The sequence below is a fragment of the Klebsiella sp. YJ genome (assembly GCF_002108615.1).
Classification (GTDB): domain Bacteria; phylum Pseudomonadota; class Gammaproteobacteria; order Enterobacterales; family Enterobacteriaceae; genus Klebsiella; species Klebsiella planticola.
Genome location: NZ_MTEG01000051.1, coordinates 1 through 15,515, shown reverse-complemented (window position 1 = coordinate 15,515; position 15,515 = coordinate 1). Strand labels below are relative to the sequence as shown.

The 15,515-nt window shown below is 47.9% G+C and carries 13 protein-coding genes and 1 pseudogene; 5 read left to right on the top strand and 9 right to left on the bottom strand.

What is annotated here, in order from left to right:
* Positions 1–202: 202 nt before the first annotated feature.
* The 3 genes from BV390_RS28830 to BV390_RS28820 all read right to left on the bottom strand — a co-directional run bounded on the left by BV390_RS28830 (position 203) and on the right by BV390_RS28820 (position 2,428).
* Positions 203–601, bottom strand: a complete 399-nt coding sequence (locus BV390_RS28830; RefSeq protein ID WP_004181717.1) for an H-NS family histone-like protein — start codon at positions 599–601, stop codon at positions 203–205.
* 403 nt (positions 602–1,004) lie between these two features.
* Positions 1,005–1,823: a phospholipase D family protein gene (locus tag BV390_RS28825; RefSeq protein ID WP_004181718.1), complete on the bottom strand. Its 819-nt coding sequence runs from the start codon at positions 1,821–1,823 to the stop codon at positions 1,005–1,007.
* Between the two features lie 110 nt (positions 1,824–1,933).
* Positions 1,934–2,428 carry a thermonuclease family protein gene (locus tag BV390_RS28820; RefSeq protein ID WP_032455404.1) on the bottom strand — a complete coding sequence of 165 codons (495 nt, stop codon included), beginning with the start codon at positions 2,426–2,428 and terminating at the stop codon, positions 1,934–1,936.
* 182 nt (positions 2,429–2,610) lie between these two features.
* On the opposite strand from BV390_RS28820, the gene BV390_RS28815 reads away from it, so the two are divergent.
* Positions 2,611–3,882, top strand: coding sequence for a DUF1173 family protein (locus BV390_RS28815; RefSeq protein WP_004181719.1), 1,272 nt, complete (start codon positions 2,611–2,613; stop codon positions 3,880–3,882).
* Between the two features lie 866 nt (positions 3,883–4,748).
* Here BV390_RS28815 and BV390_RS28810 read toward each other — a convergent pair.
* Entirely contained in the window at positions 4,749–7,757 is a 3,009-nt protein-coding gene (locus BV390_RS28810) for a Tn3 family transposase (protein WP_008786835.1), read from the bottom strand.
* A 159-nt stretch (positions 7,758–7,916) separates the two neighbouring features.
* On the opposite strand from BV390_RS28810, the gene BV390_RS28805 reads away from it, so the two are divergent.
* Together BV390_RS28805 and BV390_RS28800 are read left to right on the top strand one after the other, a co-directional pair.
* A complete protein-coding gene (locus BV390_RS28805) occupies positions 7,917–8,507 on the top strand; it encodes a recombinase family protein (protein WP_023165869.1) in 591 nt (196 codons plus the stop codon).
* Between the two features lie 4 nt (positions 8,508–8,511).
* Positions 8,512–9,990: a sensor domain-containing diguanylate cyclase gene (locus tag BV390_RS28800; RefSeq protein WP_227517261.1), complete on the top strand. Its 1,479-nt coding sequence runs from the start codon at positions 8,512–8,514 to the stop codon at positions 9,988–9,990.
* Positions 9,991–10,063: 73 nt separating this feature from the next.
* Here the strand turns inward: BV390_RS28800 and BV390_RS28795 are convergent, their stop codons facing one another.
* From BV390_RS28795 to BV390_RS28780, 4 genes are read right to left on the bottom strand one after another with little or no spacing between them, the layout of a single operon-like run.
* Complete coding sequence (locus BV390_RS28795; protein WP_008786832.1) at positions 10,064–10,861, bottom strand: sulfite exporter TauE/SafE family protein; 798 nt, start codon at positions 10,859–10,861, stop codon at positions 10,064–10,066.
* 41 nt (positions 10,862–10,902) lie between these two features.
* A complete protein-coding gene (locus BV390_RS28790) occupies positions 10,903–11,334 on the bottom strand; it encodes a DUF6691 family protein (protein ID WP_008786831.1) in 432 nt (143 codons plus the stop codon).
* Positions 11,335–11,374: 40 nt separating this feature from the next.
* The gene (locus BV390_RS28785) at positions 11,375–11,803 is read right to left on the bottom strand and encodes a YeeE/YedE family protein (RefSeq protein ID WP_020996151.1); all 429 of its coding nucleotides are present in this window, start codon (positions 11,801–11,803) and stop codon (positions 11,375–11,377) included.
* Positions 11,793–12,104 (bottom strand): ArsR/SmtB family transcription factor, encoded by a 312-nt coding sequence (locus BV390_RS28780; protein ID WP_008786829.1) that lies wholly within the window; start codon positions 12,102–12,104, stop codon positions 11,793–11,795. The genes BV390_RS28785 and BV390_RS28780 overlap by 11 nt, the downstream gene beginning before the upstream one ends.
* Positions 12,105–12,261: 157 nt before the next feature.
* On the opposite strand from BV390_RS28780, the gene BV390_RS28775 reads away from it, so the two are divergent.
* On the top strand, positions 12,262–13,122 hold the full coding sequence (locus tag BV390_RS28775; RefSeq protein ID WP_008786828.1) for an MBL fold metallo-hydrolase: 861 nt from the start codon (positions 12,262–12,264) through the stop codon (positions 13,120–13,122).
* 43 nt (positions 13,123–13,165) lie between these two features.
* A complete protein-coding gene (locus tag BV390_RS28770; protein WP_020996149.1) occupies positions 13,166–14,833 on the top strand; it encodes an FAD-dependent oxidoreductase in 1,668 nt (555 codons plus the stop codon).
* 223 nt (positions 14,834–15,056) lie between these two features.
* Here BV390_RS28770 and BV390_RS28765 read toward each other — a convergent pair.
* A pseudogene (locus tag BV390_RS28765) lies at positions 15,057–15,515 on the bottom strand (IS5-like element IS5 family transposase); the annotation flags it as partial.

Here is a 15,515-nt window from a genome sequence, read left to right as displayed (position 1 = left end):
ACTGATGATCTGTTCGTCGGAAAAACGCTTCTTCATGGGGATGTCCTCATGTGGCTTATGAAGACATTACTAACATCGGGGTGTACTAATCAACGGGGAGCAGGTCATAATCTCTCTGCGGCCGGACCAACCACGATAATGCATGAAGATGATAAAAAAAACCACCTTGGTAAGGTGGTTAATAAAATAAAGAAATTTTGTTTTAGATCAGGAAATCTTCGAGAGTTTTTCCTGCATCCAGCTGAGCTTTAATTGGTGCCGGAGTACGTCCCTGACCTGTCCAGGTTTTTTGCTCACCGGCATCGTCTACGTAAGCATATTTCGCAGGACGTGGTTCACGTTTTTTGCGTACTTTAATGTTGACGGCCGCGTCCATAAGTTCGCTCGGATTTATACCATCAGCGATCATCATTTCCCGGTAATGAGAGAGTTTTTCTAAACGCTCACGGTTAGCCGCTTCGGCCGCCTTTTCTTCTTCACTGCGTTCAGCGACGACAATAGTGAACTTTTCTAATACTTCTTCAAGCACTTCTAATGGTAGCTCTCGTGCCTGAGCGCGAAGTGTACGGATGTTATTGAGAACCTGTAATGTCTCGCTCATAGTTACCTCTTTATGCACATTGTTATGCAATTACATAAGAACATTAAATTAATTAAAGAAATTCAGCAAGTGGTTTAGGAAGTTCAATTCTCTCAATCGAGAAAAGTCTTAAAAATGAGTCTATCTCATGCTGAATGTATGTTCCTTGGTCTTGATACTGCCCTGTTGGTAAATTCACCATCTTGAAAAAAATCATCTCGGGAAAATTTTTATCCGGTTATGATTCTATCGTTGTATGAAGTGAATAAGATGTTGTAATTGTAAAGGTCATCAAGCAAACAATCAATGCTATTTGAATACATTTTTTGATTGCAAAAGGATACTGCTTAAGAAATTTCAGACTGCATATAAATGTTAAAGGGGTGATTAAAAAAACCACCCTGCAATTTAAAAGTTAACTCTGTTAAAGAGAAATATCAGAAGGCCATAAAAAATAAAACTCACCTTTTTTATAACGATTGGGTTTACTCTCGCCTCCGATGGAAATACCTAAAGGCGTTAACTCATATTTTCCGTCTTTCTCTATGAGGTATCCTGAATTCATCAATTCCGCATACATTTCAGATAAACCCATTTTATGTTGTTTAGCTAAATTAGTTGAGGTTAGTTTATTTGCGGGTTCTGGGTTTGTATCCCCCTCTTTACTTGTTCTCTCATCTGACTCGGTTGAGATAGGATCTGTTAACATACTATGTTTTTCATCATTTTTTTGAGATGTTCTTGTATGTTCACTCTTCTGCTCATGAGTTTTTTGCAACTCAGATCTACCCGATTGTAATGATATTGGTGATGGAATATTTTCTGTACTGATCCTGATTAACCGCTGGGCCTCTGTGATAGAAGCGTTGAAAGCGTCACGGTCATCATCCTTTACAATTAACACCCCAAGTTCATGATTGTTGATTTGACTAAAATCATATAGATTTAGGCTGCATATCAGGCTTTGATTTTCATTAGCATAAAACTTAGCATGAAGGTTCTGGCAAAAACTCAAACGAACATAAGGTAAACTGACAAGCCATTCATGGTCTTTAGGGTTAAGTTCAGATTTACCGTAGATGATACGAATATCAACCTTCATACGGTTTTTGTCTTCAATGAGCTCCTTAATTCTTGCGCTAAGTTTCAGATAAGGGCTTATCAAAATAATGCGCTCTTCGGCATTAGCGATGGTTTGCTCTACATGATAGTTTAAACCTGTTGTATTAAGAATCTGAACCATAAATCCCTCATTTTTTACAGTGTTGTTTATAAATAATAGCGCACGTTAAAAAGTTACTTTTTAGGAGTAGGAATGCTCGATATTGTGAAAGTGGAAGTGTGATTCCTTACTTAATTATTCGCTTTTCGCCATTGACGTGGTTCTATAGCGTGCGGATCAGACCACAGACCTTTCCCTTCATTTCGAGCGTTTTGTTCAAGAGGCCCATATTCAGGAACAATCAACCTCCCCTGATACCGATATGCCCAGGCCATACCGTTTGCGACCATGATGGCGTTAACATCGTTGTTGTTAAGATAGATTGTGCCAAGCATACGACCATAGACGTCCTGCCCATGGTCCTGAATACTAACAACCTGATTTGCTACTAACTGAATCATTGCTTGCTTTGCTTTCTGTCCGAAGGCTTGCTTACTTTCAGGAGCATCAATCCCATAGAGCCGTATTCTTGTATTTGTTGCACCGTCATAAGCCTGGACTGTATCACCATCAATAACTCGCACTACTTTCGCCGAGAAAGTTTTGGCAATAGAAGTTAATGGGGAATATAAAAGGATAACAGCCAGTGGAAAAATGGCTAATCTAGTTGACCGGATGTTTATCATTGGTTGTCTCTGGATGATAATCATTAAATGTGATTTGAGGGGGAAATCACAACGATTTTGAAAAGTTACTTTCAAAGTATAGGTTACTTTATTAACAACATGCTATTGTGTCAATGTATATGAAAATTATTACCTGAGGTGAATGAAAACGCATCTCGGCTCAGATCAATTAAGGGGGGCTTATGTCTACTGTTAATGATGTGATTGTATCTTATGGGGGTGACAGTAAAAGGTATTCAAGAGACTTCCAGACAAAAGAAGAATTTAAAAAGAGTTGGTACGCCGTTTTGTCCCGGGCGCATGCTTCGGTAGAAGCGAAGGTAAGCTGTGCCTGTAAAGGAAAAGGACAAAAATCACTTGCCGTAAAATATCACTCAGGCGGTGATACTTATTTCCTGGCGCGGTACCCGAATACAGGTAGTCAACATTCACCTGACTGTATTTTCTTTACACTTGATAAAGACAATTCAGGTCTAAAATGCTATACACAAGGTGTCGTCAAAGACCTTAAAGATGGAGGCTACGGAATTAGGTTAGACGTGGCATTAGCCTCATCTGACTCGGAGTCGACCTCGATCGTACCGATAGATAACAGGAATAAATCAGGTGGTGTTTCTCAGAATAGCATGTCATTGCTGGGTCTTCTCCAGTTCCTGTGGGATGACAGCGGTCTGAATCGTTGGTATCCGAAAATGGCCGGGAAACGTAATCCTGGCAAGGTGTTCAACCTTATAACCCACTCTGCGGAAAAAATTAAAGTCGCATCACATCCGCTGTCCATGCATTTACTTGCAGGTGCATATCCTTCGACACCTCAAGAGACAAAAAACATAAAAATGACATCAGAGGCGCTGATGAATAAAGAGCGTCTGATTTGCCTCAATGTACTATCTAAATATAACCCTGAAAGACACTCGAATGCATCAAAACGACTTCCGATAAAGTTTTTTTCAGGTGTTCCAGTTGTGCTGATGAATACTGAGAATTGGGCATCACTGGAGAAGAGATTCAGCTCTGAAATAGCAAACTGGCGTTCAGGAGGTAACGTAATCTGTATGGCTATAGGTGATCTGGGTAAATTTAAGGGGAAAGATACATACTATCTTAAACCACTTCAGATAGCATTGATGAATGTTGATGAAAACTGGATCCCGGCAGACTCGAGTTATGAGCTGACCATGCTAAATTATCTTCATAAGCATGAGCGGTCATTTATCAAACCCCTGAGATACGATGCTTCTAATAATGATGTTTTCCCAGATTTTTGTCTGACGGATATTGGGGGGCATGAACTATTTCCTATTGAGGTATTTGGTATGGATACTGCTTCATATTTGGCGCGTAAGGCGATCAAAGAAAGTTACTATAATGAACGATATGGAAAGGATGGTTGGGCATCATGGGTTGCCCCGGCTGGCCCCCTACCCCATTTGCCCGATAAGGGCTGCAGTTAACGCCAAAATGCTTCAGTAAGGGCTTCGGCCCTATTATAACTATCAGCACTTTTCTGGCATAAAAGGCTTCAGCCCTGTTGTACTTCATCCTGCGATTTCAATTTTGATCAATTAACCGGCCAGAAATCATACGAAATTTTCTTTTGGTCGCCGTGCGCTACGTGAAATCTGACGTACTCACCCCTCCGTTTTTCTTCAGATTTCGCGTAGCACAACCTGAACAAAAACCACTAGAAAAGTAACTTTTGGACTGATTTAGAAGCTGGTTACCCCCCACTTCGGGTGATAACATTAAATTAACACATGGAATAAGAGTTATTATTCTAATTGTAAATAGGATGTTGCATACCTCTTGAAGCGATGGAAAAATGAGCGTATTTCTCATTATTCCTGAATTCATGCTTTTTGTTTGTTTTTATATCGATATATTGAAACCTCGTTTTATTTAAAAGACATCAGTTTTATAATCAATTTCTGTTATTTTATCGCTATTGACATTTACCATTGTGACTATATCCAATGATATTAAATCACTTGCATCTAAAAGTGACGGTGTCACGCATTGTGGTCCCAGAGAGACCCTTTTCGTGAAAAAAGCAGTTCACTCCCATAACGAAATGTGGGCTTCTTTTTTGCAGATCGTATGTGGATGTCTTCAGGTAGCAGGAAGGAAAGTGATGCAGGCATGAAAGGATGACAAACCGGCAAAGGGGCTGCTACTGCTCCGTATTCAACAAACCACCCCTGGTTAGTTGAATCCTTTGCCGGTTTTACTGGGGTCGTCTCAGAATTCGGAAAATAAAGCACGCTAAGGCGTAGTCACCCCGTGACTCGGGGTTTGAGGGCCAATGATGTAAAAAACCACGCTAAGGAGATAATTCATTGTTTAAATTGAGATTTAACGGCCTCAATTCCCCCTTCATAATATCCTCCGGTAGTGTGAACGTATAATGTCCCAGCATGTTGATATGACCGTGCATCAGAGGCGAAAGCCGCGCGATATGTTCATCCTCTGGCCCTTCCCCGATGCTGCGCAGGTGCGACAAGGCTTCCTGCATATAAAGCGTATTCCACAGCACCACTGCGTTTGTCACCAGACCCAGCGCACCCAACTGATCTTCCTGCCCCTCGCGGTAACGTTTTCTGATCTCGCCACGCTGACCGTAGCAGATGGCTCTTGCAACGGCATGGCGGCCTTCACCCCGGTTCAACTGTGTTAGGATCCGGCGACGATAGTCCTCATCATCAATATAGTTGAGAAGATACAGTGTCTTGTTAACTCTTCCGACCTCCATTATTGCCTGAGCAAGCCCTGACGGTCGGGTACTTCTCAATAGCGATCGAATGAGTTCTGACGCATGAATAGTGCCCAGCTTCAGCGAACCGGCAACCCGCATCATCTCATCCCAGTGGCTTTCGATTTTAGAAAGGTCAACACAACCCCGCGCCAGTTTGTCCAACGCCCCGTAATTCGCTGCTTTGTCGGCCCGCCAGAACACAGCCTCACCCGCATCCGCCAGACGAGGTGAAAATTGGTATCCCAGTAGCCAGAACAGGCCAAAGATAATGTCACTGGTACCTGCTGTGTCCGTCATGATTTCAACCGGGTTTAGTCCCGTTTGTTGCTCAAGTAGCCCTTCCAGCACAAAGATGGAATCCCGCAGTGTTCCAGGAATCACTATGCCATGAAAACCCGAATATTGGTCAGAGACAAAGTTGTACCAGGTGATGCCGCGCCCTGAACCAAAGTATTTTCTGTTGGGGCCAGAATTCACCGTTTTCACTGGCGTGACAAAACGCATACCATCAGCGGAGGCTACCTCCCCGCCCCCCCAGTATCCTGCCAACGCTAACGAGGACTGAAAATCAACCAGCCGCGCATTGGCGCTAACCAGCGTTTCTGCTCGGATGTAGTTCTGTTTCACCCAGCTCAGACGATGGCGAGTCAGTGCAGGGATATTGTGCTTGATCAGCGGCTCATGTCCGATATTGCAGGCCTCAGCCAGCATCACCGCACACAGGCTTATATGCAGATCCTGCGCACGGGCACCTGACTCGCTGACATGGCTGAATTCACGGGTGAAGCCAGTTCTGGCGTCAATCTCGAGCAACAGTTCTGTCAGGTCAACGGGTGGAAGCAATTGTCTGACTCGGCTGCTCAGTTGTATCAGCGCCGGTGGTTCATCCAATTTATCCAGGCTGCTGATGGTCAGCGAAGGATGTTTACCTTCATTGCAGATGTCCACGGCGGTATTGCGATCAAAACGTGATGCCACCGTTTTCCAGGTTTCATCTAACTGAGCGGCCAATTGCTCCGATGCTTTACTGCCATTAGTGGGGTGACCCAATGCCCGGCAGACTGGAACCCGCTGCGCCTGCCATTCCTCCCCCTGAAGAAGTTTTTGGCGCGGATCACCCCAACGATCGCTGTTTTCCAACCAGATGTCACGACGGCGTAGCGCATCCTGAAGTCGCTCCAGCAGACACAACGAGTAACCTGCTCGCTGTATCCGACCGTCAGCATCGTACACCAGGCGTTTCCAAGGGCCTGAAATGATATGTTCAGGTGCATCGTCCAGGATCCGTTTTTTCGAGCCGTTTAGCTCTGCCAGGTAATGGATGGCAGCCAAGGTATGTTCACCGTCTGGGGCCGCACGGAAGTGCAGATCGCGCAGTAGTGCGGGCAAAAAACGCCTTACCCGTCCGTATTGCTCCACCATTTCATCCTGAAAGTTTGTATCCTGGGGGCGGGCCAGTTCATTCACTTTTTCCACGGACTCTGCCAGTCTGGCGACAGACACACTGCTGAATATGGTCTTTCGCAGCAAATCATCGGCGGTATCTTCATCAAGTAAAAGTGCGCATGCCCGCGCCAGCAGCAACGCCGCGCGGTCAAGATCCTTGAGCGTCCTAAGTCGCTTTTTCTGCCCGGTTTTCTTCGCCTCCCGGGTAATATTGAGGATCAGCATATCCAGCACGTCAACGGCCTCGTCCAGCGCCGAGATTTCTTGCGCTTTCACGAATGCGGTAAGGATCGCCAGCCGCCGTTCTTCTGGCATTCTGCTGATATATTTCACCGATGCCATTCCGGCATAGCGTGCCAGATTGCGGAGCTGTATGGCGGGCAGCCCAGTGAAATTCAGACAGGAAAACTCCAGGCTGCGCAGGCGAGTGTAACGTTCAAGTGCTTCAGTGAACGCGGGGCCGCTGATAGTGACAGGGCCTCTTTTTAGGTGCTCCATCACTGAGAGTCGCTGTCCTTCGGGGATTTCAAGTAACCCAGCCAGTTGTGCGGTCTGCCAACGGTTTGGCAGCGCGGCCAATTTTCGCCACAAGCGGCGGGTCGCACGCTCACGGATTTCACCAATGACTCTCGTCAGGGTGGATGCGGCTGGCAACAACACTTTATTTTGAAGCAACCACGCGGTGGCAAAATCGAACATCAGTCCGGGGCGTTCATTACTGAGCCATGCACGGGTATACAGCAATCGCTTCAGTCTGAACGACCACGGGAAATCACCGAAATCATGATAGCTATAGTGCTGCCTGATAAGCCCGTGGTGCTCCCAACGTGTGTTTTCCCTTTGAGCATAGCGGGAAATGATCTCTGGATAGCGGATGTTAAGTTGCCTTGCGACATAAAACTGGACACCGGGCGGTATTTGCATGAGATCGGACAAGAAGGTTCCCAGAAAGCGGGCAGTTGTGAGTTGAAGGGCAATTCCCAACCGGTTATGCCTGCCCCTACGCAGGTTGATGAAAGTAAGGTCTCGCTCATCAAGATGAAAATACCGTGCCAGCTGGATCTCGTTTGGCTCTGCGGCATAACGCCCGTAGTTCTGTGTCTGTTTGTCGGTCAGAAAATCAGCAGCCATCACGCATCCTTTCGTAAACGGGTGTTCTGTTCTCTTTTTAACCGTCTCAAATGTTATGAGTTTTGATACCACCCAAAACGGTACTGAATGTCAGTATCAAAAATCGTGATTTATGCATTATGATACTACACAGTATCAATATCGATTTGTGAGACACAAATGGCATTGTTGGGGTATGCAAGGGTATCAACCAGCCATCAGAAACTGACCACACAGATTTCTGAACTCAAAGTGGCGGGCGTGAGAGATGATCGGATTTTCACTGACATGATGTCGGGAGCAACCGATGGGCGAGAAGGGTTGCAGCGGCTTCTTGCTCGAGCAGAAAAAGATGACATTATTCTTTGTACCAAAATGGACCGTCTTGGCCGCAATACTGCGGATATGATCACTATCGTAGATACCTGCTATAAAAAGGGTATCGCTATTCGATTTCTTGAAAATGGCCTAAGCACCGAGGGGACGATGGGCAAGATGGTCATTCAAATACTGGCTGCTGTGGCTGAGGCGGAACGGGAGCGCATTCTGGAGCGGACTAATGAAGGTCGAATAGCGGCCATGGCATCTGGAGTGAAATTCGGACGTAAACCACACCGTCAGTCTGACATGGTGCGGGAGTTAATCACACAAGATGCACCAGAGAAAACTATACTGGAAAAAACGGGCGTATCGCGGGCGACCTTTTACCGAATGAAGAAAAGGACTCGGATAGAGCAAATCGGGGTTATACGTGAAAAGACGAAAAGATAAGACGATGTTAAAAATGGAAGAAAACAAAATTAATATCAACCGAATTCACTTCCTTTATGAAGCGTTGGCCAAGAGGCATGCTTCTCCTGAAGAGACCTACCATGCTATCCTAAATAAAGGGCTAAAAGCCTTTAACCTGTCCCTGGGTATTATCAGTCAGATAGAGGGGGATCGTTACTCTCTACTTTCAGTTTCACCAACAGGAGGAGATATTTCAGCGGGCATGGTTTTTGAGTTAAAAAATACCTATTGTCAACGAGTGGTCAACGAAAATAGGATAATAAGCGTTGAACATGCAGGAGAGCACCCAGATTTTAATACTCATCCCGTCTACATTGGCATGCAGCTTGAAAGTTATATCTCGGCACCAATATGGGTGAGAGAGAAATTATGGGGCACATTTAATTTCTCTTCCACTCAGGTAAGAGCAATGTCGTTCTCTGAGGATGACTATGAATTCATTAGTTTAATGGCTGAGGGTGTTGGCTCGTTAATCGAGATGAACTTATTAATCAGTGAAAATGAAATGGTTATTTCAGCGCTACGAAAAAACAACGACATTCTCGAAGATATTTTTAAAAACTCAACCATCGGGATGGCGCTGGTAGCCCCTTCAGGCCTATGGATAAAAGTTAACAGCTCACTGACCAGTATGCTGGGGTATACTGAAGAGCATCTGCTTTCCATCAACTTTCAAAATATCACCCACCCTGATGATTTAAGCACGGATTTAAAACAACTAGAGGCACTTTCTCGAGGAGATATTCCTTTCTACCAATTGGAAAAGCGATACCTGGCGGCGTCAGGCCATTATATATGGATCCTTCTGAGTGTCTCTCTAGTACGTGAGGATAACGGTAATGTCAAATATTACATTGCTCAAATTCAAAGTGTTGATGAGCGAAAAAGGATGGAGGTGGAGCTAAAAAAACAAAAAGAGGAACTGCACAAGGTCAATATTATTTTGGAGCGCATGGCCACGGAGGACAGTCTGACAGAGATTGCCAATCGCCGAAAGTTCATGCTCTGGTTTGAGAGTGAAATGACCAGAGTGGCGCGCCATCCCGTTCCTGTATCACTTGCCATTGCCGATATCGATTTTTTTAAATCGTATAACGACTCCTATGGCCACCAGGAAGGTGACTTTGCCCTAAAGAATATCGCCAGAGAACTCAGCTATACCCTGCGAAGCCAGGATAAAGTCGCGCGGTTTGGCGGGGAAGAATTTATCATGCTTTTCCCTGAAACGGATGAAAAAGGCTGCTTTTTGGCTTGCGAAAGATTACGAAAAAGCGTTGAAAACCTGACATCTCTCAGAAGAACGGTCACGATCAGTATTGGTGCAGTGACATTCCATCCGAAAGAAGGGGAGCTTGTTCACTTTGATGATTTATTGAAAGTAGCGGACTCAAATCTCTATGAAGCGAAAAGGTCTGGGAGAAATCAGGTCAAAGTGGTCTACTTAGATAACCCTCTGAAGTAATCTCTTTTCTCTTTCAATCTGGTTTAGAATAGGGTCTCGTCCCATTGGTACCCCCAATGGCAATACTCTTTTCTTAGCTGATGGACTTCATCATAACGGCATTAAATACCATCCCCAGAGCAACAACGATCAGTAGCCCGGCAAACCCCTTCTGCACGATATGTTCAGGTAAATGATGGCTTAGCCTCCGGCCAATAAACATCCCTGTCACAACACTCAGTACAAACCAGAGGGTAAAAGGCATGGGCAGAGTGGCACCCTGCATCACTGCCGTAGCAATCCCGCCCATACCTACCAATGCGACAATCATCAGGGAGGTCGCGATGCAACTGTGAATGGGCAGGGGCGTAAATTGCCGCAGTAACGGGACGATAATAAATCCTCCGCCCACAGCCAATAGTCCGGTCATAAAACCGGACACCGCCCCGACAGTGAGAAACAGCAGCCATGTGTTTACAGTCCAGACAAATCGTCCGGTGTGTTCATCCAGTGTGACAGGATAAGCGTGCGTGGCCGCCATCTCGGGCGCACGAACCAATCGGCATGCGACGGTTAGCATCACCCCCGCAAACAGCAGGATCAGCAATATAGGGGAAGAACGCTGGGCAACCCATAACCCTACGCTCGTAATGGGCACGCCCGCCAGTGTTATCACGATAGCGGCGCGGTAGCGCACCAGTCCATTGCGCCAGGCATCGATGGCACCCAGAGCCGCACTTCCTGCAACGGCGACCAGAGCCATCGGAGCGGCCTGCTGTGGTGCCCATCCCATGCCTATAACCAGGGTGGGAATGGCAAAAATTCCACCACCCGCTCCTGTGATGCCGAGCACTGCCCCCACGAGCAGACCTAACAGTAACGAGATGACCATGGTGCTTTCCTGATGTGTGGCTGACAACGTCTCGGACAGAATTACGGTGCCTGACGCTTCGCTCGTTTACGTTCAAGCTGTTCAAAAAGCAGCATGCCAGCGACCATTGCGCCAACAAAGACGATACCTTTGCTCACGCCGGCACCGAGTAATACCAGTCCTGGGCCAGGGCAAATACCTGCAAGCCCCCAGCCAATACCAAACAGGATAGCGCCCCCGATCAAACGCTTATCGACCTGTTTGCTGGTTGGCAGGTTTATCGTGCCACCGCACAGCGAGTGGGTGCGCCGTTTCACTGAGCGGAAGGCGAAGAAACCCACGCTGATGGCCCCGCCCATGACAAAAGCCAGTGAAGGGTCCCAGACGCGGGTAATATCCAGAAAACCAATCACCTTCGCGGGGTTTGCCATGCCGCTGATCAGTAATCCAACGCCAAATATCACCCCTGCCAACAGCGAAAAAAACAGATTCATATATACCTCCTTGAGCGATTTACTGTGCGAGTCGGCTCGACTAAATCCGCAAACCCATTAGCCAGACGGTGATAAACGCAACCCCCATAAACGTCAGTGTGGCCACCAGAGAACGGGGGGATAAACGCGATAGACCGCAAACTCCGTGCCCGCTGGTACACCCCGAACCATAACGAGTTCCTATCCCGACCAGCAGCCCAGCGATGATCAGGATAGGCCAGGGGGCAGAAACCTCGATCGCAGGAAGCGGGTAAACGAGAGCATACAAGAGGGGGGATATGATAATGCCCACGAGAAAAGCCAGACGCCAGCCACGATCAGGAGTGCCTCGTGAGAGCACACCGCCGATTATGCCGCTGATCCCTGCAATACGTCCGCAGAACAGGATCAATATCCAGGCCGCACAGCCGATCAATACTCCCCCTAAGAAACTCAGGAACGGAGTGAATTGCACCAGATTAATGGTCATGGTTAACACCTTCTGCGTCATCTTTCGGACAGTAAAGTTGATAGAGGGTATTGAGCAATATCAACACATTCGGATCATCAATGCGGTAGAAAATCTGTTTCCCCTCGCGGCGTGTCGCCACGAGTTGCAGGCGTCGCATCACCCCCAACTGCTGTGACAATGTCGGCTGACCAATCCCTAGAGCACTTTCCATTTGCCCCACAGAAGCTTCTCCCTGACTGAGATGACACAGCAGCAGCAGCCGGTCGTCATTCGCCAGGGCACGCAATACGGCGGCGGCTGCACTGGCGGCATCACGCATTTTTTTTTGGTCAATAAGTGCGTTACTCATGAGTTCTCTTTGCCATCCTGATCCACGTTCACGATAACACTTTACATATTTATATAATATAATATTGTATAATTAAAGCAAGCCAGTGTGAAGATACATCATCCAACGTACATATAAGGAGTTCACCATGACACCACTTATCGAAGGTTTTTACGATCCGGCTACCGGTACTGTCAGCTACGTGTTGGCCGATAGGATTGGGGGAGTTGCAGCCATTATTGATCCGGTTCTGGACTATGACCCGAAATCCGGCCGGACTCAGACAACCTCCGCCGATCGGTTGATGGATTACGTGAAAAAGCAGCAACTTACCGTCAATTGGCTACTGGAAACTCACGCCCATGCCGATCATCTTTCGGCAGCCCATTATTTGCGTGAGAGGGTCGGTGGCAACATCGCCATCAGCGAAAAAATTGTCGAGGTTCAGCGGATATTCAAGCGCGTTTTTAACCTTGAGCACACCTTTGCACTGGATGGTTCACAGTTTGACCATCTGCTGACTGACGGTGAAACCTTTGAACTGGGGGCCTTGACCGTGCAGGCGTTGCACGTTCCTGGTCATACGCCAGCCGATATGGCTTTCCAGGTTGCTGATGCGATTTTCCTTGGCGATACCCTGTTTATGCCTGATGTGGGCACCGCGCGTTGTGATTTCCCGGGTGGGGATGCACAGCAGCTTTATCATTCCATCCGCAAGATCCTCAGTTTTCCGGCTGAGACCCGTTTATATGTGTGCCATGACTATCCTCCTGCAGGCCGGGGTCCCCAATGGAAGAGCAGCGTAGCCGAACAGCGGGCGGCTAATATTCATGTCCATGATGGGAACGATCTGGCCACCTTTGTGGCGCTTCGGCAGGCACGGGATAAAACCCTGGCCGCCCCGGTACTCCTGTTACCGTCCATTCAGATCAATATCCGGGCCGGTGAATTCCCGCCAGCGGAAGATAATGGTGTCTGTTATTTGAAAATCCCTCTAAATCATCTGTAACCGAGCAGCGGTTATTGTTGTCTGAAATAGGAAGGTGTTGATCATGCGTAAAATCAAGTTAGTGATTGTCGGTGGTGTGGCCGGGGGGGCTTCGGCTGCGGTAAGGGCCCGGCGTTTATCGGAAACGGCCGAGATTATTCTGTTAGAGCGTGGTGCCTATGTGTCTTTTGCCAACTGTGGCCTGCCTTATCACATCGGAGGCGAGATCCCCGAACGCCAGCAATTGCTTTTGAAAACACCGCAGGATTTTCTTCAACGTTTCAACATTGATGTCCGTATTGAGCATCAGGTGTTGCAGATCGAGGCGGACAAGAAAGTGGTCCACATCAGGAATGAGCAGACGGGGGAGGTTTACCACGAGAGCTATGACCAACTCCTGCTCAGCACCGGGGGAAACCCTATTCGTCCTCCCCTGCCAGGCGTTGACCTCCCAGGTGTCTTTACCCTGCGTACGCTGCCGGATATGGATAACATTCTGGCGCATATCCACCAACACCGGCTAACACATGCCACGGTCGTCGGGGGCGGGTTTATCGGGTTGGAAATGGTGGAGGCACTGGTCAATCTGGGGATCAGGGTGACATTGTTGGAGTTGGGTGCCCAAGTGATGGCCCCGGTTGATGCCGAGATGGCTGCCGTATTACACCAGGTACTCCGGCAGAAGGGCGTCGATTTGCGTTTGCAATCGGGCTTGGCAGCGATTACGCAGGTGGGTGATACCCAGGATTTACAGCTCAGTTTGAATACGGGTGAGGTGTTGGCGACGGGGATGGTGTTGTTGGCTATCGGTGTAAAACCAGATACGCAATTAGCCAGTAGTGCCGAGTTGGCGCTGGGGCCCCATGGTGGGATCCTGGTTGATCCGTTTATGCGGACATCAGACTCGTGTATCTATGCGGTGGGGGATGTGGTAGAAACGGCGGAATGGGTCACTGGCAATGCGATGTCGGTGCCGCTGGTGGGGCCGGCCAACCGGCAGGGACGCATTGCTGCGGAGAACATGCTCGGTGGGACTCATCGTTATCAGCGCAGTCAGGCAACCGCCATCTGTAAAGTATTTGACCATGCCATAGCCAGCGTCGGCTTGAATGAAAAAACCGTGCAGCGGTTGAACATGAACTATGAAAAAGTGTATGTCCATGCAGCTCACCATGCCAGCTATTACCCGGGAAGTTCCCCTGTGTCGCTAAAACTGCTGTTTTCCCCCGATACTGGCGATATTTTGGGGGCTCAAGCCGTGGGTAAAGCCGGCATCGACAAGTGTATTGATGTGCTGGCGGTGGCGCAGCGGGCCAAGCTGAAGGTGCAGGATCTGGAAGATCTTGAACTGTGTTACGCCCCGCCATTCAACAGTGCCCGTGATGTGGTCAATCAGGTTGGTATGCTGGCGACCAATGTGATCAATGGTGATACCCGGATATGCCATGTGGCCGACATTCTGAATATTAACCCATCGCAACAATGCCTGCTGGATGTCCGTACGTCGAACGAGTTGGAAATGCTGGGCCGGTATCCTGAGGCGTTACATATCCCGGTGGATGAATTACGTTCGCGTCTTAATGAGTTACCGAAAGACAAAGAAATCCTGATTGGCTGTCAGTCAGGCTTACGCGGGCATGTTGCCTACCGATTATTGAAGCAGCAGGGTTTTCGGGCAAGAAATCTCTCCGGGGGCTATAAAACCTATCAGTTGTCTCTCGCAGAATTGTAGATTGCCTCGCCAGTTGATAGAACGTTGGAGCGTTCGATTCATAGATTGATTTGTGTAGGATTGGTGGATGGGTTTAGGGAAGGTGCGAATAAGCGGGGAAATTCTTCTCGGCTGACTCAGTCATTTCATTTCTTCATGTTTGAGCCGATTTTTTCTCCCGTAAATGCCTTGAATCAGCCTATTTAGACCGTTTCTTCGCCATTTAAGGCGTTATCCCCAGTTTTTAGTGAGATCTCTCCCACTGACGTATCATTTGGTCCGCCCGAAACAGGTTGGCCAGCGTGAATAACATCGCCAGTTGGTTATCGTTTTTCAGCAACCCCTTGTATCTGGCTTTCACGAAGCCGAACTGTCGCTTGATGATGCGAAATGGGTGCTCCACCCTGGCCCGGATGCTGGCTTTCATGTATTCGATGTTGATGGCCGTTTTGTTCTTGCGTGGATGCTGTTTCAAGGTTCTTACCTTGCCGGGGCGCTCGGCGATCAGCCAGTCCACATCCACCTCGGCCAGCTCCTCGCGCTGTGGCGCCCCTTGGTAGCCGGCATCGGCTGAGACAAATTGCTCCTCTCCATGCAGCAGATTACCCAGCTGATTGAGGTCATGCTCGTTGGCCGCGGTGGTGACTAGGCTGTGGGTCAGGCCACTCTTGGCATCGACACCAATGTGGGCCTTCATGCCAAA